Consider the following 21,678-nt stretch of genomic DNA (forward strand, 5'->3'; position numbering starts at 1 on the left):
CGGGGCAACTCGCGGGCACATGGAGAATAATAATGAGTCAGACTTCCTCTAATCCGGCAACCCTACGCTTGCCGTTCAAAGAAAAACTCGCCTATGGGATGGGTGATTTAGGCTCCAATATCCTGCTGGACATTGGTACGCTCTATTTACTCAAGTTTTATACTGATGTCCTTGGTTTACCGGGAACTTATGGCGGTATCATTTTCCTTATCGCCAAGTTTTTTACCGCGTTTACCGATATGGGCACCGGGATTATGCTCGATTCGCGCCGCAAAATCGGCCCGAAAGGAAAATTCCGTCCATTCGTCCTTTATGCCGCATTTCCGGTTACCTTGCTGGCGATTGCCAATTTTGTCGGTACACCGTTTGAAGTCACCGGTAAAACGGTCATGGCAACGGTGCTGTTTATGCTGTACGGGCTGTTCTTCAGCATGATGAACTGCTCTTACGGCGCGATGGTGCCTGCAATCACGAAAAACCCGGACGAACGCGCGTCGCTGGCCGCATGGCGACAAGGAGGCGCAACTCTCGGGCTGCTGCTGTGCACCGTCGGCTTTGTACCGGTAATGAACCTGATCGAAGGCAATTCACAGCTGGCTTATATTTTCGCAGCCACGTTGTTTTCGCTGTTTGGCCTGTTATTCATGTGGTTGTGCTATGCCGGTGTAAAAGAACGCTACGTGGAAGTGAAACCCGTGGATGCCGCGCAAAAACCGGGATTGCTGCAATCCTTCCGCGCCATCGCCGGTAACCGCCCGCTATTTATTCTGTGCATTGCCAACCTTTGCACGCTGGGCGCATTCAACGTCAAGCTGGCGATTCAGGTCTATTACACCCAGTACGTACTGAACGATCCGATCCTCCTTTCCTGGATGGGTTTTTTCAGCATGGGCTGTATCTTCATTGGCGTCTTCCTGATGCCTGGGATGGTCAGACGTTTTGGTAAGAAGAAGGTTTATATTGGCGGACTGCTGATTTGGGTCGCGGGCGATCTGCTTAACTACTTCCTTGGCGGTGGCTCAGTCAGTTTTGTCGCCTTCTCTTGTCTGGCGTTCTTCGGCTCAGCCTTCGTTAATAGTCTGAACTGGGCGCTGGTCTCCGATACGGTGGAATATGGCGAATGGCGTACCGGCGTACGCTCTGAAGGCACGGTATACACTGGCTTCACCTTCTTCCGTAAAGTTTCACAGGCGCTGGCAGGCTTCTTCCCTGGCTGGATGCTGACGCAAATCGGCTACGTCCCCAACGTGGTGCAATCTGCGAGCACGGTCGAAGGTTTGCGGCAGCTTATCTTTATTTATCCGTGTGCCCTGGCAGTTATCACCATCGTGGCAATGGGCTGTTTCTACAATCTCAACGAAAAGATGTATGTCCGCATCGTTGAAGAGATAGAAGCACGTAAACAACCCGTTTGATAATAATGAATAGCGCTCTACGGGGCGCTATTGAGGAGCGATTATGTCTTTTCATGATCCGCTAACGCTAAAACTGAGCCTGCGTGAAAAATTCGCCTACGGAGTGGGTGACTTCGGCTCAAATTTGATGCTGTGTATCGGCACGCTGTATCTGCTTAAATTTTATACCGATGAACTAGGGATGCCTGCATATTACGGTGGGATTATCTTTCTGGTGGCGAAGTTCTTCACCGCCTTTACCGATATGCTGACCGGTGTATTGCTGGACTCAAGGCGAAATATTGGCACAAAAGGAAAATTCAGACCCTTTATTTTATATGCGTCATTCCCTGTCGCAATCGTTGCCAGCGCGCAGTTTTTAGCGACAGATTTTACGCTCACGGTGAAAACCGGGCTGGCGACGGTGCTGTTTATGCTGTTTGGTCTGTTCTATAGCCTGATGAACTGCTCCTACGGCGCGATGGTGCCAGCTATCACGAAAAACCCACATGAACGCGCTCAGCTCGCCGCCTGGCGTCAGGGCGGCGCAACCATGGGTCTGCTATTGTGTACCGTTGGCTTTATGCCGATTCAGGCGCTGTTTGTCAGTTCCCCCTCATTGGGTTATCTGATTGCCGCATTGATCTTTTCAGTCTGCGGGCTGTTCAGCATGTGGTGGTGCTTTAGCGGTGTGAAAGAACGTTATATCGAAATCGTGCCGGATCACCATAAGCCCAGCATTCTCAAATCATTCTGTGCCATTTTCCGTAATCCCCCGCTGCTGGTGCTGTGTGTCGCCAACCTGTGTACACTGGCCGCATTCAACATCAAACTGGCAATCCAAGTGTATTACACCCAGTACGTGCTCAATGATATTCATCTGCTGTCGTGGATGGGTTTTTTCAGCATGGGATGCATTCTGGTCGGCGTGTTGCTGGTTCCCGCGACCGTGAAACGCTTCGGTAAAAAGCAGGTTTATCTCGGCGGTTTGGCATTATGGGCTGTCGGTGATGTTTTGAACTTTTTCTGGGGCAGTACGTCATTTTTGTTCGTAACATTCTCCTGTATGGCCTTCTTCGGGACAGCATTCGTCAACAGCCTGAACTGGGCGTTGGTTCCGGATACGGTCGATTATGGCGAATGGAAAACGGGGATCCGCGCGGAAGGTTCGGTGTATACGGGTTATACCTTTTCTCGCAAAATTTCCGCTGCGCTCGCGGGCTTCCTGCCAGGCATCATGCTGACGCAAATCGGTTATATTCCCAACATAACCCAGAGCGATGCCACCCTGCTTGGCCTGCGTCAGCTTATTTTTCTGTGGCCTTGCGGGCTGGCTATTATCGCTGCATTCACGATGGGTTTATTTTATAAACTCAATGAAACGCGTTTTGCTTTTATTATTGAGGAAATCAGCCAACGGAAGAAAAACAACACTCAAGCGGATCCTGTTACCACTAAAAATAATACCTCTGCTGTAAACGTATAAAAATAATTGCCGCTTATTCCATCTTAATGGATGGCGGCCTCCCTACGCTTAAAAAATGGATTTATTATGAAAAAGTTAACAACAATAATTCTCTTATCCTCTGTTATGTCTACTTCTGTTTTTGCAGGCGCCTATGTCGAGAACCGCGAGGCATATAATCTGGCATCCGATCAGATAGAAGTGATGATGCGCGTTGGCTATAACTCCGATATGGGCGCAGGTATCATGCTCACCAACACCTACACCATGCAACGCAAGGATGAGTTAAAACACGGCTATAACGAAATAGAAGGTTGGTATCCTTTATTTAAACCAACGGATAAATTAACTATCCAGCCCGGTGGGTTGATCAATGATAAGAGTACGGGTTCCGGTGGCGCTGCCTACCTGGATGTTAATTATAAATTTACCCCGTGGTTTAATCTTACCGTGCGTAATCGTTATAACCATAATAACTACAGTTCAACCGACCTAAACGGTGATCAGGATAATAACGATACCTATGAAATAGGTAACTACTGGAATTTTACTATCACCGATAAGTTTTCCTATACCTTTGAGCCGCACTATTTTATACGAGTTAATGACTTCAACAGCAGTAACGGAAAAGATCATCACTGGGAAATTACAAATACCTTTAAGTATCGTATCAATGAACACTGGCTACCCTATCTGGAGTTACGCTGGTTAGATCGCAATGTGGAACCTTATCATCGCGAGCAAAATCAGATTCGTATTGGGGCAAAGTATTTCTTCTGATACTCCCGAGATAATAAAAAGCCGCTGATAACCAGCGGCTTTTTTATGCTTACCTGAGAAAGAGCGTTAATTACTCTTCTTTCGCGCCACGCATTGCACGGCGACGATCGTTTTCAGTCAGGTGACGCTTACGGATACGGATAGAGGTTGGAGTCACTTCTACCAGTTCGTCGTCATCGATGAATTCCAGAGCCTGCTCCAGAGTCATCTTAACCGGCGGAACCAGAACCGTTGCTTCGTCAGTACCGGACGCACGCATGTTGGTCAGTTTCTTACCGGTCAGGCAGTTTACGGTCAGGTCGTTAGAGCGGCTGTGAATACCGATGATCTGGCCTTCGTAAACTTCAGCACCGTGACCCAGGAACAGCTTACCGCGGTCCTGCAGGCTGAACAGTGCGAACGCAACTGCTTTACCTTGGCCGTTGGAGATCAGTACGCCGTTCTGACGCTGACCCACATCACCCGCACGAACGTCGTCGTAGTGGCTGAAGGTGGAATACAGCAGACCGGTACCGGAGGTCATGGTCATGAATTCTGAACGGAAGCCGATCAGACCACGGCTTGGGATCACGTAGTCAAGACGTACGCGGCCTTTGCCATCTGGATTCATGTTTTTCAGATCGCCTTTACGCTCACCCAGAGCCTGCATCACAGAACCCTGATGCTGCTCTTCAACGTCCAGCGTTACGTTTTCGAACGGCTCTTGTTTACGGCCATCGATTTCGCGGAAGATAACTTTCGGACGGGAAACCGCCATTTCGAAACCTTCACGACGCATGTTTTCGATCAGAACAGACAGGTGCAGCTCACCACGACCGGAAACACGGAACGCATCCGCATCTTCGGTTTCTTCAACGCGCAGCGCAACGTTGTGCACCAGCTCTTTGTTCAGGCGGTCAAGGATCTGACGAGAGGTAACATATTTACCTTCTTTACCACAGAACGGAGAGGTGTTTACGCAGAAGAACATGGTTACGGTCGGTTCATCAACGGACAGAGCCGGCAGCGCTTCGACATTCTGCGGGTCGCAGATGGTGTCGGAGATGTTCAGTTCGCCCAGACCGGTGATCGCGATGATATCGCCTGCTTCGGCAATATCACTCTCGATACGTTCCAGACCCAGGTGGGTCAGAACTTTACCGACTTTACCGTTGCGGGTTTTGCCTTCGCTATCAATGATAGTGATCTGCTGGTTCGGTTTAACTTTACCGCGTTTGATGCGGCCGATACCGATAACGCCAACGTAGTTGTTGTAGTCCAGCTGAGAGATCTGCATCTGCAGCGGGCCGTCAAGGTCTACGTTCGGAGCCGGTACGCGATCAACGATGGTCTGATACAGCGGAGTCATGTCTTCCGCCATATCTTCGTGATCCAGACCTGCGATACCGTTCAGCGCGGAAGCGTAAACGATCGGGAAGTCCAGTTGTTCGTCGGTAGCGTCGAGGTTAACGAACAGGTCGAATACCTGATCAACAACCCAGTCAGGGCGCGCGCCAGGACGGTCAACTTTGTTGATAACAACAATTGGCTTCAGGCCATGGGCAAAGGCTTTTTTGGTCACGAAGCGCGTCTGCGGCATCGGACCATCCATTGCATCCACCACCAGCAGCACGGAGTCGACCATGGACATTACACGTTCAACTTCACCACCGAAGTCGGCGTGCCCCGGGGTGTCAACGATGTTGATACGGTAGTCATTCCATTTGATAGCGGTGTTTTTAGCGAGGATGGTAATCCCACGCTCTTTCTCCAAATCGTTGGAGTCCATCACGCGCTCTTGGGTTTCAGCACGTGCATCGAACGTACCGGATTGTTGGAGCAGCTTGTCTACCAGGGTCGTTTTACCATGGTCTACGTGCGCGATGATGGCGATGTTACGCAAATTTTCGATCACAACTTTGCCTCAGGCATTTTAGAAATAGCGCGTTATTGTACACGGATTAATCGCAGTACAAAACAGGATCACAAACATCCTCCGCAAACAAGTATTGCAGAGTTTCTTTGTGATCACATTCACGGAGCGTTAAAAGGGGTAATCTGGGGTGCGTTGCACCAATATGGTGCTTAATGTTCACATTAAAGCACTATAATGGTGCAATACATCCTTCATGGTGCAGCCCCTTTGCACGATAGTGCGCATGATAACGCCTTTTAGGGGCAATTTAAAAGTTGGCACAGATTTCGCTTTATCTTTTTTACGGCGACACGGCCAATTTTTTGCAGAATTGAAGACTTCGTTACCACGACGACCATGACCAATCCGGGAGAGTAAGTATGTCCGCTGAACACGTTTTGACGATGCTGAACGAACACGAAGTGAAGTTTGTTGATTTGCGCTTCACTGATACTAAAGGTAAAGAACAGCACGTCACTATTCCTGCTCATCAGGTAAATGCCGAATTCTTTGAAGAAGGCAAAATGTTTGACGGCTCCTCAATCGGTGGCTGGAAAGGCATTAACGAATCAGACATGGTTCTGATGCCAGATGCGTCTACTGCACTCATTGACCCGTTTTATGAAGAGTCCACCCTGATCATCCGTTGTGATATCCTGGAACCCGGTACGCTGCAGGGCTACGACCGCGACCCGCGCTCCATCGCTAAACGCGCTGAAGAGTACCTGCGTTCTACCGGCATCGCAGACACCGTTCTGTTCGGGCCAGAGCCAGAGTTCTTCCTGTTTGACGACATCCGTTTCGGCGCGTCCATTTCCGGTTCCCACGTGGCTATCGATGATATCGAGGGCGCATGGAACTCCTCCACCAAATACGAAGGTGGTAACAAAGGTCACCGTCCGGGCGTGAAAGGCGGTTACTTCCCGGTTCCTCCGGTAGATTCTTCTCAGGACATCCGTTCTACCATGTGTCTGATCATGGAAGAAATGGGCCTGGTCGTTGAAGCGCATCACCACGAAGTAGCGACTGCTGGTCAGAACGAAATCGCGACCCGCTTCAACACCATGACCAAAAAAGCGGACGAAATTCAGATCTACAAATATGTGGTTCACAACGTCGCTCACCGTTTCGGTAAAACCGCGACCTTTATGCCAAAACCAATGTTTGGCGATAACGGTTCCGGCATGCACTGCCACATGTCCCTGTCCAAGAACGGCGTAAACCTGTTCTCCGGTGACAAATATGCGGGTCTGTCTGAGCAGGCGCTGTACTACATCGGCGGCGTTATCAAACACGCTAAAGCGATCAACGCCCTGGCGAACCCGACCACCAACTCCTACAAGCGTCTGGTCCCGGGTTACGAAGCGCCGGTAATGCTGGCTTACTCTGCCCGTAACCGTTCTGCTTCTATCCGTATTCCGGTAGTGGCTTCTCCGAAAGCGCGTCGTATCGAAGTGCGCTTCCCGGACCCGGCTGCTAACCCGTACCTGTGCTTCGCCGCGCTGCTGATGGCGGGTCTTGACGGTATTAAGAACAAGATCCACCCGGGTGAAGCGATGGACAAAAACCTGTACGACCTGCCGCCTGAAGAAGCGAAGGAGATCCCACAGGTTGCAGGTTCTCTGGAAGAAGCACTGAAAGAACTGGATCTGGACCGCGAGTTCCTGACTGCAGGCGGCGTGTTCACCAATGAAGCGATCGATGCGTACATTGCGCTGCGTCGTGAAGAAGATGACCGTGTGCGCATGACGCCGCACCCGGTAGAGTTTGAGCTGTACTACAGCGTTTAATTTAACTTTTACACTCTCACATAAAAACGTGCAGAGGGTGTAATAACCAATGGATTTCTTGCTACAGCAAGACGGCAATTGAGTGAATCCCCGGGAGCTTACATAAGTAAGTGACTGGGGTGAGCAAAAGCAGCCAACACAGCTGTAGGGAGAAAGACGAAGGTTTTAGTTGCCGTGGAACTTTTAGCCCATCTCTGGATGGGCTTTTTTCTCCACTAACAACCTGCTTTCTCGCGCTTTTTATCCATAAAAAAGCTATAATGCACTAAAATGGTGCAACACTTTTCAGGAGACTGCTGAATGGCAACCGGCACGCTGCCCGATGCTGGGCAGATCCTCAATTCTTTAATCAATAGCATCTTACTCGTCGACGATGAGCTGTCGATACATTACGCCAACCCGGCGGCGCAACAACTGCTCGCCCAAAGCTCCCGCAAACTGTTTGGTACACCGCTGCCCGATCTGTTGAGTTATTTTTCGTTAAACATCGGACTGATGCGTGAGAGCCTGGAAGCTGGTCAGGGCTTTACGGATAACGAAGTGACGCTGGTGATAGACAGCCACTCGCATATCCTCTCTGTGACCGCCCAGAGGCTGCCTGATGGGCTTATCCTGCTGGAGATGGCGCCAATGGATAACCAGCGCCGTCTGAGTCAGGAACAGCTCCAGCATGCCCAGCAAATTGCCGCCCGCGATCTGGTACGCGGTCTGGCGCATGAAATTAAAAACCCGTTGGGCGGTTTACGCGGCGCGGCGCAGCTTCTCAGTAAAGCGCTCCCGGACCCGGCGCTGACCGAATATACCAAAGTTATTATTGAGCAGGCCGATCGCCTGCGTAATCTGGTCGACCGTCTGTTAGGACCGCAACAACCGGGCATGCATATCACGGAAAGTATTCACAAAGTGGCGGAGCGTGTGGTGGCGCTGGTTTCGATGGAAGTGCCAGAAAACGTTACGCTAATTCGTGATTACGATCCGAGCCTGCCTGAGTTATTGCACGACCCGGACCAGATAGAACAGGTTCTGCTGAATATCGTGCGCAATGCCCTGCAAGCGTTAGGGCCGGAAGGCGGCGAGATCGTACTGCGTACCCGCACTGCGTTTCAGCTCACGCTGCACGGCGTGCGTTACCGTCTGGCGGCGCGGATCGATGTTGAGGATAACGGCCCGGGTATTCCCCCTCATTTGCAGGACACGCTGTTCTACCCAATGGTCAGCGGTCGCGAGGGCGGTACCGGCCTTGGGTTATCCATCGCCCGTAATTTAATTGATCAGCATTCCGGCAAAATTGAATTTACCAGTTGGCCGGGTCATACCGAGTTCTCGGTTTACCTGCCTATCAGGAAATAAAGGTGACGTTTATGCAACGAGGAATAGTCTGGGTCGTTGATGACGATAGTTCCATCCGTTGGGTGCTAGAACGTGCGCTCGCAGGAGCTGGTCTGAGCTGTACCGCATTTGAAAGCGGTAAAGAGGTACTGGATGCACTGGCCAGCAAAACACCGGACGTGCTGTTGTCAGACATTCGCATGCCGGGTATGGATGGCCTGACCCTGTTAAAACAGATCAAACAGCGTCATCCGATGCTTCCGGTCATCATAATGACGGCGCATTCCGATCTGGATGCCGCCGTCAGCGCCTACCAGCAAGGGGCGTTTGATTATCTGCCCAAACCTTTTGATATTGACGAAGCTGTGGCGCTGGTCGAACGCGCCATCAGTCATTATCAGGAACAGCAGCAGCCGCGTAATGTACAAATCCACGGTCCAACGACCGACATCATTGGCGAAGCGCCGGCGATGCAGGATGTTTTTCGCATTATTGGCCGGCTTTCACGTTCTTCAATCAGCGTATTGATTAATGGAGAGTCCGGGACCGGTAAAGAGCTGGTCGCTCATGCCCTACACCGCCACAGCCCACGCGTCAAAGCGCCGTTTATCGCGCTGAACATGGCGGCTATCCCGAAAGATTTGATCGAGTCTGAACTGTTCGGTCATGAGAAAGGGGCGTTTACCGGGGCAAATACCATTCGTCAGGGGCGTTTTGAGCAGGCTGACGGTGGTACGCTGTTCCTCGACGAAATCGGCGATATGCCGCTGGACGTGCAAACGCGTTTACTGCGCGTATTAGCCGATGGACAGTTCTACCGTGTGGGTGGTTATGCGCCGGTGAAAGTGGATGTTCGCATCATCGCCGCCACGCATCAGAATCTGGAACTGCGCGTACAGGAAGGCAAATTCCGTGAGGATTTATTCCACCGTCTGAATGTCATTCGCGTTCATTTGCCCCCGCTGCGTGAACGTCGGGAAGACATCCCTCGCCTGGCACGTCATTTCCTGCAGGAAGCGGCCCGCGAGCTGGGGGTGGAAGCCAAGCAATTACATCCCGAAACCGAGGCAGCGCTTACGCGTCTGGCCTGGCCGGGCAACGTACGCCAGCTTGAAAACACCTGCCGCTGGTTAACCGTCATGGCTGCCGGACAGGAAGTATTGATTCAGGACTTGCCGACCGAGCTTTTTGAAACCAGCGTGCCAGACGCGCCGTCCACTATGCAGCCGGACAGTTGGGCAACGCTGTTAGCGCAGTGGGCAGACCGGGCATTACGTTCCGGTCATCAAAACTTGCTTTCTGAAGCTCAACCAGAGATGGAGCGCACGCTGTTGACCACCGCGCTGCGTCATACCCAGGGGCATAAACAGGAAGCAGCGCGTTTGCTCGGCTGGGGCCGTAATACCTTGACGCGTAAGTTAAAAGAACTCGGAATGGAGTGACGATCTGTCGCTGTGTAAAGATTGATAATTGAGCGCAAATTGCTGCTATTTTGCGCTTTACTGTTCCGATGAGTTAAGTATGATCGTGCCCGGCTAACGGGGGGAAGTCATCATGCTGGAATCAATGATTAATCTGCTGTCGAGCGGTGCGGTCGAAAGCCATACGCCACAAACTGCGGTTGCCGCAGTGCTGTGCGCGGCGCTGGTTGGACTGTTCAGCTGACAATGTGCCGGATGGCGCTAACGCTTATCCGGCCTACAGGTTGTCGCAACGTGTAGGCCCGGTAAGCGCAGCGCCACCGGGCAACCCGGCTAAATGACGCGTGAGAACTGCTGCATCCGCGCTTTCTGGCGCAGATAGGCATCAAAGCACATGCAAATATTCCGAATCAGCAGGCGGCCCTTAGGCGTAACCTGAATCCCCTTCTCATTCACATCCACCAGCCCATCCTTCGCCAGCGGTGCCAGCAGTTTCAGGTCTTCGGCAAAATAGTCAGCAAAATTCAGATCCCATTGCTGTTCCACGGCGGCATAGTCGAGGCGGAAGTTGCAGATCAGCAGCTTAATCACATCCCGACGAATACAGTCATCGCGGGTCAGCGCAATTCCACGCCATAACGCGTTCCCCTGCTCGTCTACCTGCTGATAATAGCGCTTCAGCTCTTTTTGGTTCTGCGCGTAGTTGTCGCCAATCATACTGATGGCCGATACGCCCATCCCCAAAAGATCGGTATCCCCCTGGGTGGTATACCCCTGGAAATTACGATGCAGCACACCTTTGCGTTGAGCAACCGCCAGTTCGTCATCCGGGCGAGCAAAGTGATCCATGCCAATGAACTGATAACCGGTTTCGGTCAGTGACGAGATGGTCTCCTGCAGGATATCCAGCTTCTGTTGCGCGCTGGGCAGGTCAGCATCTTTGATTTTGCGCTGAGCAGCAAACAGCGTTGGCAAATGCGCGTAGTTAAAAACGCTCAATCGGTCTGGATTTAACTCAGCCACACGTTTCAGGGTAAAGGCGAAGCTCTCCGGCGTCTGCTTTGGCAGGCCATAAATCAGATCGATGTTCGTCGAGGTAAAGCCAATCTCCCGCGCATGATTCAGCAACGCAAAGATAAATTCTTCATCCTGCTCACGGTTAACCAGACGCTGAACTTCTTTATTGAAATCCTGTACGCCCATGCTCAGGCGATTAAAACCTTCAGCACGTAAGTGATCGAGTACATCCAGCTCAATTTCACGTGGATCAACTTCGATCGAGATTTCCGCGTCCACATTAAAGTTGAAGTTGCCACGCAGCAACGACATCAAACGGCTGATTTGCGCTTTATTCAGGTACGTTGGCGTGCCGCCGCCCCAGTGCAGTTGGCTGACATGGCGTCCGGCAAACAGCGGTGCGCGATGAATGATCTCTTGTTCTAACACATCGAGGTATTGATCGGCTTTATGCTGCTGACGCGTCACAACCTTGTTGCAGCCGCAGAAGTAACACAGTTTATGGCAGAACGGGATGTGAACGTACAACGAGAGCGGACGCTCAGGGTATCGCGCCACAGCGTTTAAAAACGCCTCGGCGCCGTAGTCTTCAGAAAACTCCAGCGCGGTTGGGTACGAGGTATATCGTGGCCCGGAATAGTTATATTTCTGGATCAGGGCCAGGTCCCAGTCTATTAGCTGCTCTGACATGCTCACTCCTTCCGATGGCGTCTCTGGCGGGTACGGCGTACCGGCTTAACCCCTGTGCGAGTAATAAGCCGGTTGCGCAGCCACTTCTGTCGCCGCGACAACCGCTGTAGTTTAACGAATAACCACACCAGATAACATATAACCGGAAGGGTTATAAGCAGGACGGGAAGACCCACGGTGTAAAACCGTTAGTTGCCGCCTTTCAGCAGGCGCATCATGTCTTCCTGTTTTTCTTCTTCTTCCTCGTCTTCCTCGTCATCGTAAGAGAGACCCAGCTTTTGCATCAGCTCATCAATGCGATCCAGCTTGGCATCAACCCAGGTCTGATCCTCCGCACTCAGGGTTTCTCCTGCTTCAAGACGTTCCAACAGCGCATCCAGGCGCTCATCCGTTTCCAGTAAATCCAACTCAGCCTGTGGTGAAAGCATAGGTTTCTCACTCTTCGGTTTGTGCTGTTTGGTGACTTTTTCGGTCACGCCCAATGGAATGGGGGTTTTACTGCCAATACGAGGATCTTGTTGCTTATTTTGCTTTCCGCCACCAGATGCGCCATCGCTTCCGGACGCACGGCTACCCGCCGCATGGCCACGGTGTTTTTTCTGGCGCTTACGGTCGCGAGCTTCCTGGTTAATTTCTTCGCGTGTTTTACGACGCGCTTTTGCAGGACCTTTACCGCGTGGTGTAGAAGTTGGTTTCATCATGATTCGTCTTTGGCTGTTTTTATTCAGTATATATTTGCGCCGGAATCTAGCAGAAATAAAGAAAAAAGGCGACAGAGTAATCTGTCGCCTTTTTTCCTGACTCTCAACCCTTACGGGCTCTACTATCCCTGTTGGCTATCAACACACCCTGTTTTTCCCTTAGCCTGAAACATTCCGTGTTGTTTCCATTTCCTTTTACTAACGTCTCCGGACGTTTGTCTTCCTGACAATCCTGTGTCTTCGCCTCCTGGCGCTCCTGACCCTCATCCTGAGTCGTCTATCCTGTCAGCTTCCTCGCTATGGGCACTACTTTACCGTTTTGGCTTAAACGTACAAGTAACCAAGGTAACAATTTCGGATTTTAAGAATACCGCCCAACCGTAACCATATGATTTATTTAGGCTATGTAATTTTTTACCCTGTCATCTCGTATAGATACTATCGGCAATGTCTCACAAAGTGAGTGGTTTTTACTTACACTGGCTACGCGTCGAAAAACCAGCCTTTTGCTGGTGTTCAGGTATAATCGCTGCAAAGCCTTGATTGATGGAGAGGACCGCTTTGACTAACTTGAATTATCAACAGACGCATTTTGTGATGAGTGCGCCTGATATTCGCCACTTACCTTCCGATACCGGAATCGAAGTGGCTTTTGCTGGCCGTTCCAACGCAGGCAAATCCAGTGCGCTAAATACCCTGACTAATCAAAAGAGTCTGGCGCGTACATCTAAAACACCGGGCCGTACTCAGCTCATCAACCTGTTTGAAGTCGTTGACGGCAAACGTCTGGTTGACCTGCCGGGGTATGGTTACGCCGAAGTGCCGGAAGAGATGAAGCGCAAATGGCAGCGCGCACTGGCGGAATATCTGGAAAAGCGTCAGAGCCTGCAAGGCCTGGTCGTGTTAATGGATATTCGTCACCCGCTTAAAGATCTGGACCAGCAGATGATCCTATGGGCGGTAGAGAGCAACGTTCAGGTTCTGGTGCTGCTGACCAAAGCAGACAAGCTGGCCAGCGGCGCGCGCAAAGCTCAACTGAATATGGTACGTGAAGCCGTGCTGGCATTTAATGGCGATGTGCAGGTAGAAGCCTTTTCATCACTGAAAAAAATGGGCGTAGACAAACTGCGTCAGAAGCTGGATAGCTGGTTTAGTGAACTGGCACCGGTTGAAGAGATTCAGGACGGGGAATAATCCCCCGCTATGCCGGATGGCGCCGCTGCGCGTCTTATCCGGCCTACGGCGTGAGCGAAACTTTTCTTGCGCACAATAAAAAACGCCCCAGTCATTACTGACTGGGGCGGCTAAAATATTCAGCCAAATCCGATTACGTGAAGTAAAAGGTCTGAAAGATAGAACATCTTACCTCTGTACCCTACGAGAATAACTTTACTCTTTTTTGAGCAGCTCAGAAAGCACTTTTTGTAATTTTTTTTCATTCCTTACATAGGGAATTCTAATGGACATCACAAAAAGTTCTATCTTATGTTGCTTAGTTACGAAAAAAGGCCGTTATTCAGTCACCCCTTAGTGCGCCTGATCCCAGTTTTCACCACTACCGACTTCCACTAATAACGGCACGTCAATCTGGGTCTCGTTTTCCATCAGTTGATGGATCTTTTTCGACACACTTTCCAGGTCATCTTTGTGCACTTCAAACACCAGTTCATCGTGAACCTGCATGATCATGCGCACGCGCGGTTGCTCGGTTTGCAGCCATCCGTCTACGGCTATCATGGCTCGCTTAATAATGTCTGCGGCAGTACCTTGCATCGGGGCGTTGATTGCGGCACGTTCAGCACCCGCACGACGAGCGCCATTACTGGATTTAATATCCGGCAAATAGAGGCGACGACCTTCCAGCGTTTCAACGTAACCCTGCTCTTTTGCCTGTGCACGCGTGCGTTCCATATATTCCAGCACGCCAGGATAGCGTTCGAAGTAGAGATCCATGTACTTCTGTGCTTCCTTGCGCGGAATATTTAACTGGCGAGCAAGACCAAAGGCGCTCATCCCGTAGATCAGACCGAAGTTGATAGCTTTCGCGCTGCGGCGTTGTTCGTTAGTTACTGAATCCAGCGGTAAGCCAAAGACTTCAGCGGCCGTTGCGCGGTGAATATCTTTCCCTTCGGCAAATGCGGTAAGCAAGCCTTTATCACGCGAGAGGTGCGCCATGATACGCAGTTCAATCTGCGAGTAGTCCGCGGAAACAATCACGTAGTCTTCCGGCGCAATAAACGCCTGGCGAATACGACGACCTTCGTCATTACGTACCGGGATGTTTTGCAGGTTCGGATCCGTTGAAGACAAGCGCCCGGTCGCGGTAACAGCCTGATGATAGGAGGTATGTACGCGCCCGGTTTTCTTGTTAATCATCAACGGAAGCTTGTCCGTATAGGTCGACTTCAGTTTTGCTAACCCGCGATATTCCAGGATCACTTTCGGCAATGGGTAATCCAACGCAAGCTCTTCCAGTACCTCTTCCGATGTTGATGGTGCGCCGCCAGGCGTTTTCTTCAGCGGCTTAATGCCCTGCTTTTCAAACAGGATGGTTTGCAGTTGCTTGGTGGAAGAGAGGTTAAACGCTTCGCCGGCAATCTCGTGCGCTTTTTGCTCCAGCTCGTTCAAACGCAGCGTCAGCTCTTCTGAATGCTTGTGCAGAACAGCCGGATCGATTTTCACACCGTTGCGCTCAACGCGAGACAAAACCGGCACCAGCGGCATATCAATATTTTCAAAGACGTTCAGCGGCCCTTTATGCTGCTGCAATTCTGGCCACATCTTCAGATGCAGCTGTAGCGTAACGTCGGCGTCTTCCGCAGCGTAACGACCGGCCTCTTCCAGCGCTATCTGGTTAAAGGTCAGCTGGTTTTTGCCTTTTCCGGCGATCTCTTCAAAGGTGATAGTTTTATGTTTCAGCCAGCGGTCCGACAGGCTGTCCATATCGTGTCGTCCAGCGACGCTGTTAAGAATGTAGGATTCGAGCATGGTGTCAAAGGTGATGCCGCGCAGCTCGATGCCATAATTCGCCAGGATGCCGCGATCGTACTTCAGGTTTTGCCCGACTTTGTGCGCGTTCTCATCTTCCAGCAGCGGCTTTAGCAGCGCCAGCGCACGGTCGCGCGCGATCTGATCGGGGGCGTCCAGGTAGTCATGGGCAACAGGAACATACGCCGCCACGCCCGGTTCAATGGCAAAAGACAGTCCAACCAGATTCGCGGAGATATTGTCCAGGCTATCAGTTTCTGTATCAAAGGCGAAGACGGGCGCTTTTTTCAGCTTCGCGATCCACTCTTCCAGCGTCGCTTCATCCAGAATCGTCACGTAATTATCGTAGGAAAGAGCCGTCGCAGGTTCTTCCGGAGTAGCCTCGACGACGATTGTTTCCTGCGGTTTAGCCGCTGGCTTCGTTCCTTTCGCCTGTAGCCATTTACCGGATTCTACGTCTGCAACCCAACGCTTAAATTCGTACTGTTTAAACAGACCAAGCAGTTCATCTGTTGCGGGCTGCTTTACTTCCAGTTGCTCGCAGGTTAACTCCAGTTCCACATCCGTTTTAATGGTCGCTAATTGATAAGAGAGGTACGCCACCTCTTTATTCTGCTCAAGTTTGCCCGCCATAGTTTTTGCGCCACGGAAAGTCAGCCCCGCGATCTTGTCTGATTCTGCATAGAGGGTATCCAGCCCACCCAGCCCCTGAAGCAGAGCCTGAGCCGTTTTCTCACCCACGCCAGGAACGCCTGGAATGTTATCGGAGGAGTCGCCCATCAGCGCCAGGAAATCAATGATCAGCTCAGGTGGCACACCGTATTTATTCACCACTTCATCCGGGCCGAGGATCGTATTGGTCATGGTGTTGATCAGGGTGATGTTCGGTGTCACCAGCTGAGCCATATCTTTATCACCGGTACTGATCAACACCGGACGACCAACCTTTTCCGCTTCACGCGCCAGCGTACCGATAACATCATCGGCTTCCACGCCTGAAACAGCCAGTAATGGCAGCCCCATCGCTTTTACCATCGCATGCAGAGGTTCAATCTGCGCACGCAGATCGTCAGGCATTGGCGGGCGATGTGACTTGTAATGCTCGAATAATTCATCACGGAAGGTTTTACCCTTAGCGTCGAATACCACAGCAGCATGGGTCGGCTGATATTGTAGAATCAAGCTACGCAACATGTTGAGAACACCGTACATCGCACCAGTAGGTTCTCCTGCGCTGTTAGTCAGCGGCGGAAACGCGTGATATGCGCGATAAAGGTAAGATGAGCCATCTACAAGGATAAGTGGGTTTTCTGGGATCTGAACCATAATGTCCGTGCCTGTTTATCAGATTATGGGTAAAGGATGCCACAGACGGGATGAAAACATGAGTTTTTCGCCGTTTTTGTCGAAAAACTTTTGCAGTTCTTCTGCTTTGATCGCAAATCAAACTGTGGATAACTTTGTGAATAAATAATTTTCAGCGCTTTAAATATAGCACGTTAATTATTGAACAATTACATTTTTTCATATATTTCAGTTAATTAAAGAAACTTACAGCATTTTATTCCATTTTTATCGCTTGTCTCCTGATGTGGATAGATATTCCTTTTTTTTCTATTCAGGGAAGATCCATCATTTGGTTCGTTTTCTGATAAAATTAGCCCCTTGCGCCTCTTTAGCGCACTGTCTATGGCTAACCTTTTGAATAATTTAATTATGACAAGAATACTCGCTGCGATAACGCTGTTGCTGAGTATCGTATTGACCATATTGGTCACGATTTTTTGTTCTGTGCCGATCATCCTTGCCGGGGTTGTAAAACTCCTTTTGCCCGTTCCTGTCGTTTGGCGCAAGGTTTCCATCTTCTGTAATTTCATGATGTATTGCTGGTGTGAAGGTCTGGCGCTACTTCTACACCTCAATCCACGATTGAAGTGGGACGTCGAAGGGCTGGAAGGTCTTAGCAAAAAAAACTGGTATCTGCTCATTTGTAATCATTACAGCTGGGCCGATATCGTTGTGCTTTGCGTTCTGTTCCGTAAGCACATCCCGATGAATAAATATTTTCTCAAACAACAGCTGGCCTGGGTGCCGTTTATTGGCCTGGCCTGCTGGGCGCTGGATATGCCGTTTATGAAACGTTATTCACGCGGCTATCTGCTCCGTCACCCGGAACGGCGCGGTAAAGATGTGGAAACAACGCGTCGTTCCTGCGAGAAGTTTCGCGTACACCCGACAACTATCGTGAATTTTGTCGAAGGTTCACGCTTTACTAACGAGAAACGTGAGCAAACCCGCTCCCCCTATCAAAACCTGCTCCCACCTAAGGCGGCCGGTATCGCTATGGCATTGAATGTGCTGGGGTCGCAGTTTGATAAGTTGCTGAACGTCACGTTGTGCTACCCGGAAAATAGCCGCCGCCCTTTCTACGATATGCTGAGCGGCAAATTAACGCGTATTGTCGTGCGGGTGAACCTGGAGCAAATTCAAGAAGAGTTGCACGGTGATTACGTGAACGATAAAGGTTTCAAGCGTCGGTTTCAGCTATGGTTGAATACGCTCTGGAGCGAGAAAGACGCGCAAATAGATGCGATTAAAGCCACAAACAAAAAAGCCGGTCAATGACCGGCTTTCGCTTTTACTTCTGACTAACCAGGAATTTCACTGTATCCGCATACTGCTGTACAAAGATATCCATGCTGCTGGTATCCATGCCCTGCGGGTTTACCTGGTATTTACCATTCACGAACATCGCCGGAACGCCCTGCAGCTGTAAATCAGCCGCCGCTTTTTCCTGCTGCGCCACGAGTGATTTCACCACAAAGCTGTTCCATGCCGCATCGTAGTCTTCACCTTTAATACCCGCGTCGACAAACACTTTACGGATATCTGCAACAGACTGAACGGTCTGGGTTTTCTGAACCCCTTCAAACAGCGGAACAGTGACCTTATCTTCAACGCCAAGTGCCATAGCAACAGCCCAGGCCTGCGTCAGATCTTTACCCAAAGGCCCAAGAAACTCGACGTGGTATTTGGTCATCTTGGTGCCTTCCGGCAGTTTTTTCTTCACGTTATCAGACACATGAAGCACTTCTTCAAACTGGTAGCAATGCGGGCAGTAGAAGGAGAAGAACTCCAACACTTGCGGTTCACCCGCAACAGGCTTTTCCAGAGTGATGTATTGTTTGCCATCCTGGAACTGCGCCGCAGATGCGCTAAAAGCTAAAACCATACCAGCCAGCGCCAGCCATATTTTTTTCATGTTCAAGTTTCTCCGATTAATACATTGGCGTTAATTGTAAGGGGGGCTCTTGCAGAATTTTTGCCTGCTCAATAAAAGTTGCGGTCTGACGATGCCAGTAATCTTCCCCGGTTAACCACGGGAAGTTTTTTGGAAACGCAGGGTCACCCCAACGTCGAATCAGCCATGCAAGATAATAAACTAAACGCATAGCACGTAAAGGTTCGATCAGTCCGATTTCTGTCGTGTCGAACTCACTAAACTCTTCATAAGCCTCGATAATGGTTTCAAGCTGCATGCGTTGTTCAGCTTTATCACCATTGAGGAGCATCCATAAATCCTGAACAGCCGGACCATTGCGGGCATCATCTAAATCGACAAACATTGGGCCGTCACGCCACAGAATATTGCCGGCATGACAATCACCGTGCAGGCGTAATGTGGTAAAACGCGTATGCCAGCATTCGGAAACCACTTTAATAAGTGCATCCGTTGCTTTCAGGAAGGCTGCTTTTTGCCCTGAAGGAATAAGTTGGGCCTGTTCAAACAGTTTACGCGGTTCGGTCAGATACTCTTCAAGGCCAATCGTGGGACGGAAAGCGAAATTACGCTTACCGCCAGTCTGGTGCATACGCCCCAGATAGCGCCCAACCGCCTCCATCTGATCGATGTTATCTGCCTCAAACTGGCGTCCGCCGACGCTTGGGAAGATCGCATAATGAAAACCCTGATGGCTTAACAGCGTTTGGCCATTCAGTACCAACGGTGCAGCAACCGGCACTTCATCGCTCACCAGCTCCAGAGCAAACTGGTGCTCCTCCTGGATCTGATCGACGGACCAACGCTCAGGGCGATAAAACTTAACGACAAAGCGTCTGCGGTCTTCGTCCTGAAACTGATAGACACGGTTTTCATAGCTGTTAAGCGGGGTAAGCCCGGAGTCCACCCGGATCCCCTGCTCAAACAGCGCATCCATGATGGTATCCGGGTGTAGCGTCTGGAAAGTAAAAGCGTTGTCGTTCATCCCATCATCCGGAAAATACTACGAATGATTCAGGATATCATTTCGCAGCGCTTTCGGTGGCGGCGATTACAAGCTTTTACTCTTTAATTACGCCACGTGCGCGGAGAAGGGCTGTTTTAAAATCTTCTTCATAATCTTTCTGAATACCTGGGATGACGGCGTCTTTCGCCGAGTCACGCATTTTCAGGTGATAGATCAGAATGTCATCAGTTAAATCCGCCAGTTCACCGTCAAAACCTGACTCTTGCGCCAGTTTCTGTAAAAATTGCATCAGGTTAAGATCGGGTTCTTTCTGCCAGGCTGGCTGGAGGAGTTCAATAACTTCATTCAGGCGTTTACATTTCATGGTTGTGCTCCTTAGGCTCAATACGGATACGTTAGCAGGGTCAATCCCACATTAAAAGAGGCGATATCAGTGATTCTGGATAGTGCAATAACAGGGGTTGTGCTGGCGGGCGGTAAGGCCAGACGGATGGGCGGAACGGATAAAGGTCTGCTTGAGCTGGACGGTAAACCGCTTTGGCGGCATGTAGCCGATACCCTCGCTTTGCAGGTCGAAACCGTAGTCGTTAATGCCAATCGCCACCGGGATATCTACCAACAAAGCGGCCTGAAAGTTATTCCCGATGCCCTGGCCGATTTCCCTGGCCCACTGGCCGGGATGCTGTCGGTATTCCTGCAGCAAGCGGGAGACTGGTTTTTGTTCTGCCCGTGCGATATGCCCTATATTCCTCACGATCTGGTCTCTCGTTTAAAAGAGCAGCGCAAAGCTGCACCAATCGTCTGGGTGCATGATGGGGAAAGAGATCACCCGACCATTGCCCTGATGCACCGTTCCTTGCAGCCCTTGCTACAGGATTATCTTCAGTCAGGTGAACGACGCGTCATGATTTTTATGCGTCAGGCTGGCGGTCATGCCGTCGATTTCAGCGATCATAAAGATGCATTCGTAAACGTGAACACACCTGAAGAACTCGCAAAATGGCAGGAAAAATCATGATCCCATTACTTGCCATTGCGGCATGGAGCGGTACGGGAAAAACCACGCTGCTAAAGAAACTGATCCCTGAGCTGCGCGCCAGAGGTATTAGACCCGGATTGATTAAGCATACTCACCATAATATGGATATCGACAAGCCCGGCAAAGATAGCTATGAACTGCGCAAGGCAGGGGCGGCACAAACACTGGTCGCCAGTCAGCAACGTTGGGCGTTAATGGTAGAAACACCGGAAGAACCCGAACTGGATTTAGCGTATCTGGTAAGCAGGATGGATGCTTCGACGTTGGATATGGTACTGGTTGAGGGATTTAAGCATGAACCTGTTGCGAAGATCCTGCTTTTTCGCGAGGGCTGCGGACATAGTTCTGAAGAGTTGGCGATGGATGAGTTTGTTATCGCGGTTGCCAGTGATCTTCCGTTACCTGTGGATGTTCCATCATTAGATATTAATGATATACAGCAAATTGCTGATTTTGTTATGCAATGGGTAAGAAGATAACCACGGTGCCGCAATGTGCCTGATGCGCTGCGCTTATCAGGCCTACATCCAGGTCACAACGGCTGTGTTCACCACAGACGCAAAAAAGCCCATCCGGCAGGATGGGCTTTTTCACTTTAATTAATGCCTGGCAGTTCCCTACTCTCGCATGGGGAGACCCCACACTACCATCGGCGCTACGGCGTTTCACTTCTGAGTTCGGCATGGGGTCAGGTGGGACCACCGCGCTACAGCCGCCAGGCAAATTCTGTTTATTAACCCGCTTTTTGGCCGGTTAATCTTATCTGTATCAGGCTGAAAATCTGTCTTCTCAAATCCGCCAAAACATCTTCGGCGTTGTAAGGTTAAGCCTCACGGTTCATTAGTATCGGTTAGCTCAATGTATCGCTACACTTACACACCCGACCTATCAACGTCGTCGTCTTCAACGTTCCTTCAGGACCC

Annotated in this window: 20 protein-coding genes, 2 rRNA genes and 1 pseudogene; 11 read left to right on the forward strand and 12 right to left on the reverse strand. The window is 50.6% G+C overall.

Annotated features, from left to right (window positions below; translation table 11 throughout):
- The first annotated feature begins 32 nt into the window (after positions 1–32).
- From OOJ59_RS20980 to ompL, 3 genes are all read left to right on the forward strand, one after another.
- Positions 33–1,415: an MFS transporter gene (locus OOJ59_RS20980; RefSeq protein ID WP_038635856.1), complete on the forward strand. Its 1,383-nt coding sequence runs from the start codon at positions 33–35 to the stop codon at positions 1,413–1,415.
- A gap of 43 nt (positions 1,416–1,458) precedes the next feature.
- Positions 1,459–2,880 carry an MFS transporter gene (locus OOJ59_RS20985; RefSeq protein WP_085049702.1) on the forward strand — a complete coding sequence of 474 codons (1,422 nt, stop codon included), beginning with the start codon at positions 1,459–1,461 and terminating at the stop codon, positions 2,878–2,880.
- Positions 2,881–2,946: 66 nt separating this feature from the next.
- Positions 2,947–3,639 carry a porin OmpL gene (gene ompL, locus OOJ59_RS20990; protein WP_085049701.1) on the forward strand — a complete coding sequence of 231 codons (693 nt, stop codon included), beginning with the start codon at positions 2,947–2,949 and terminating at the stop codon, positions 3,637–3,639.
- 70 nt (positions 3,640–3,709) lie between these two features.
- Here ompL and typA read toward each other — a convergent pair whose 3' ends face one another.
- On the reverse strand, positions 3,710–5,533 hold the full coding sequence (typA, locus tag OOJ59_RS20995; RefSeq protein WP_003028641.1) for a ribosome-dependent GTPase TypA: 1,824 nt from the start codon (positions 5,531–5,533) through the stop codon (positions 3,710–3,712).
- A gap of 380 nt (positions 5,534–5,913) precedes the next feature.
- Between typA and glnA the strand changes: the two genes are divergently transcribed.
- The 4 genes from glnA to OOJ59_RS21015 all read left to right on the forward strand — a co-directional run bounded on the left by glnA (position 5,914) and on the right by OOJ59_RS21015 (position 10,317).
- Entirely contained in the window at positions 5,914–7,323 is a 1,410-nt protein-coding gene (gene glnA / locus OOJ59_RS21000; RefSeq protein WP_038635848.1) for a glutamate--ammonia ligase, read from the forward strand.
- A gap of 300 nt (positions 7,324–7,623) precedes the next feature.
- Positions 7,624–8,673, forward strand: a complete 1,050-nt coding sequence (gene glnL, locus OOJ59_RS21005; RefSeq protein WP_038635845.1) for a nitrogen regulation protein NR(II) — start codon at positions 7,624–7,626, stop codon at positions 8,671–8,673.
- An 11-nt stretch (positions 8,674–8,684) separates the two neighbouring features.
- Entirely contained in the window at positions 8,685–10,094 is a 1,410-nt protein-coding gene (gene glnG, locus OOJ59_RS21010) for a nitrogen regulation protein NR(I) (RefSeq protein ID WP_038642954.1), read from the forward strand.
- A gap of 112 nt (positions 10,095–10,206) precedes the next feature.
- Positions 10,207–10,317, forward strand: a complete 111-nt coding sequence (locus OOJ59_RS21015) for a YshB family small membrane protein (RefSeq protein WP_003028631.1) — start codon at positions 10,207–10,209, stop codon at positions 10,315–10,317.
- Positions 10,318–10,406: 89 nt separating this feature from the next.
- Here OOJ59_RS21015 and hemN read toward each other — a convergent pair whose 3' ends face one another.
- The 3 genes and pseudogenes from hemN to OOJ59_RS21030 all read right to left on the reverse strand — a co-directional run bounded on the left by hemN (position 10,407) and on the right by OOJ59_RS21030 (position 12,833).
- Positions 10,407–11,780 carry an oxygen-independent coproporphyrinogen III oxidase gene (gene hemN, locus OOJ59_RS21020; RefSeq protein ID WP_160955944.1) on the reverse strand — a complete coding sequence of 458 codons (1,374 nt, stop codon included), beginning with the start codon at positions 11,778–11,780 and terminating at the stop codon, positions 10,407–10,409.
- Between the two features lie 188 nt (positions 11,781–11,968).
- On the reverse strand, positions 11,969–12,481 hold the full coding sequence (yihI, locus tag OOJ59_RS21025; RefSeq protein WP_038635839.1) for a Der GTPase-activating protein YihI: 513 nt from the start codon (positions 12,479–12,481) through the stop codon (positions 11,969–11,971).
- Positions 12,482–12,584: 103 nt separating this feature from the next.
- A pseudogene (locus OOJ59_RS21030) lies at positions 12,585–12,833 on the reverse strand (hypothetical protein).
- Between the two features lie 209 nt (positions 12,834–13,042).
- On the opposite strand from OOJ59_RS21030, the gene yihA reads away from it, so the two are divergent.
- Positions 13,043–13,675, forward strand: coding sequence for a ribosome biogenesis GTP-binding protein YihA/YsxC (gene yihA / locus OOJ59_RS21035; RefSeq protein WP_069324898.1), 633 nt, complete (start codon positions 13,043–13,045; stop codon positions 13,673–13,675).
- A 119-nt stretch (positions 13,676–13,794) separates the two neighbouring features.
- Here the strand turns inward: yihA and OOJ59_RS28270 are convergent, their stop codons facing one another.
- The 3 genes from OOJ59_RS28270 to OOJ59_RS28275 all read right to left on the reverse strand — a co-directional run bounded on the left by OOJ59_RS28270 (position 13,795) and on the right by OOJ59_RS28275 (position 17,346).
- Positions 13,795–13,842 (reverse strand): spot 42 RNA, inhibition of DNA synthesis, encoded by a 48-nt coding sequence (locus OOJ59_RS28270; protein ID WP_071892919.1) that lies wholly within the window; start codon positions 13,840–13,842, stop codon positions 13,795–13,797.
- Positions 13,843–14,008: 166 nt separating this feature from the next.
- Entirely contained in the window at positions 14,009–16,795 is a 2,787-nt protein-coding gene (gene polA / locus OOJ59_RS21040) for a DNA polymerase I (protein ID WP_085049698.1), read from the reverse strand.
- Positions 16,796–17,010: 215 nt separating this feature from the next.
- Positions 17,011–17,346: a hypothetical protein gene (locus tag OOJ59_RS28275; RefSeq protein WP_226809311.1), complete on the reverse strand. Its 336-nt coding sequence runs from the start codon at positions 17,344–17,346 to the stop codon at positions 17,011–17,013.
- Here OOJ59_RS28275 and OOJ59_RS21050 point away from each other — a divergent pair.
- Complete coding sequence (locus OOJ59_RS21050; RefSeq protein WP_233600368.1) at positions 17,240–18,094, forward strand: acyltransferase; 855 nt, start codon at positions 17,240–17,242, stop codon at positions 18,092–18,094. The two genes, OOJ59_RS28275 and OOJ59_RS21050, sit on opposite strands and share 107 nt — an antisense overlap.
- A gap of 13 nt (positions 18,095–18,107) precedes the next feature.
- Here OOJ59_RS21050 and dsbA read toward each other — a convergent pair whose 3' ends face one another.
- The 3 genes from dsbA to OOJ59_RS21065 form a co-directional block, all read right to left on the reverse strand.
- Positions 18,108–18,731 carry a thiol:disulfide interchange protein DsbA gene (gene dsbA / locus OOJ59_RS21055; protein ID WP_038635827.1) on the reverse strand — a complete coding sequence of 208 codons (624 nt, stop codon included), beginning with the start codon at positions 18,729–18,731 and terminating at the stop codon, positions 18,108–18,110.
- A gap of 16 nt (positions 18,732–18,747) precedes the next feature.
- The gene (locus tag OOJ59_RS21060; RefSeq protein ID WP_160956394.1) at positions 18,748–19,734 is read right to left on the reverse strand and encodes a serine/threonine protein kinase; all 987 of its coding nucleotides are present in this window, start codon (positions 19,732–19,734) and stop codon (positions 18,748–18,750) included.
- Between the two features lie 76 nt (positions 19,735–19,810).
- A complete protein-coding gene (locus OOJ59_RS21065) occupies positions 19,811–20,080 on the reverse strand; it encodes a YihD family protein (RefSeq protein WP_003028616.1) in 270 nt (89 codons plus the stop codon).
- 69 nt (positions 20,081–20,149) lie between these two features.
- On the opposite strand from OOJ59_RS21065, the gene mobA reads away from it, so the two are divergent.
- The gene (gene mobA, locus OOJ59_RS21070) at positions 20,150–20,734 is read left to right on the forward strand and encodes a molybdenum cofactor guanylyltransferase MobA (RefSeq protein ID WP_085049695.1); all 585 of its coding nucleotides are present in this window, start codon (positions 20,150–20,152) and stop codon (positions 20,732–20,734) included.
- Positions 20,731–21,234: a molybdopterin-guanine dinucleotide biosynthesis protein MobB gene (gene mobB, locus OOJ59_RS21075; protein WP_160956395.1), complete on the forward strand. Its 504-nt coding sequence runs from the start codon at positions 20,731–20,733 to the stop codon at positions 21,232–21,234. Before mobA ends, mobB begins: the two co-directional genes overlap by 4 nt.
- Positions 21,235–21,359: 125 nt before the next feature.
- Here the strand turns inward: mobB and rrf are convergent.
- A 5S ribosomal RNA gene (rrf, locus tag OOJ59_RS21080) occupies positions 21,360–21,475 on the reverse strand.
- Positions 21,476–21,574: 99 nt separating this feature from the next.
- A 23S ribosomal RNA gene (locus OOJ59_RS21085) occupies positions 21,575–21,678 on the reverse strand; the annotation flags it as partial.

The sequence above is a fragment of the Citrobacter sp. W9 genome, from assembly GCF_026719375.1.
GTDB lineage: Bacteria > Pseudomonadota > Gammaproteobacteria > Enterobacterales > Enterobacteriaceae > Citrobacter > Citrobacter werkmanii.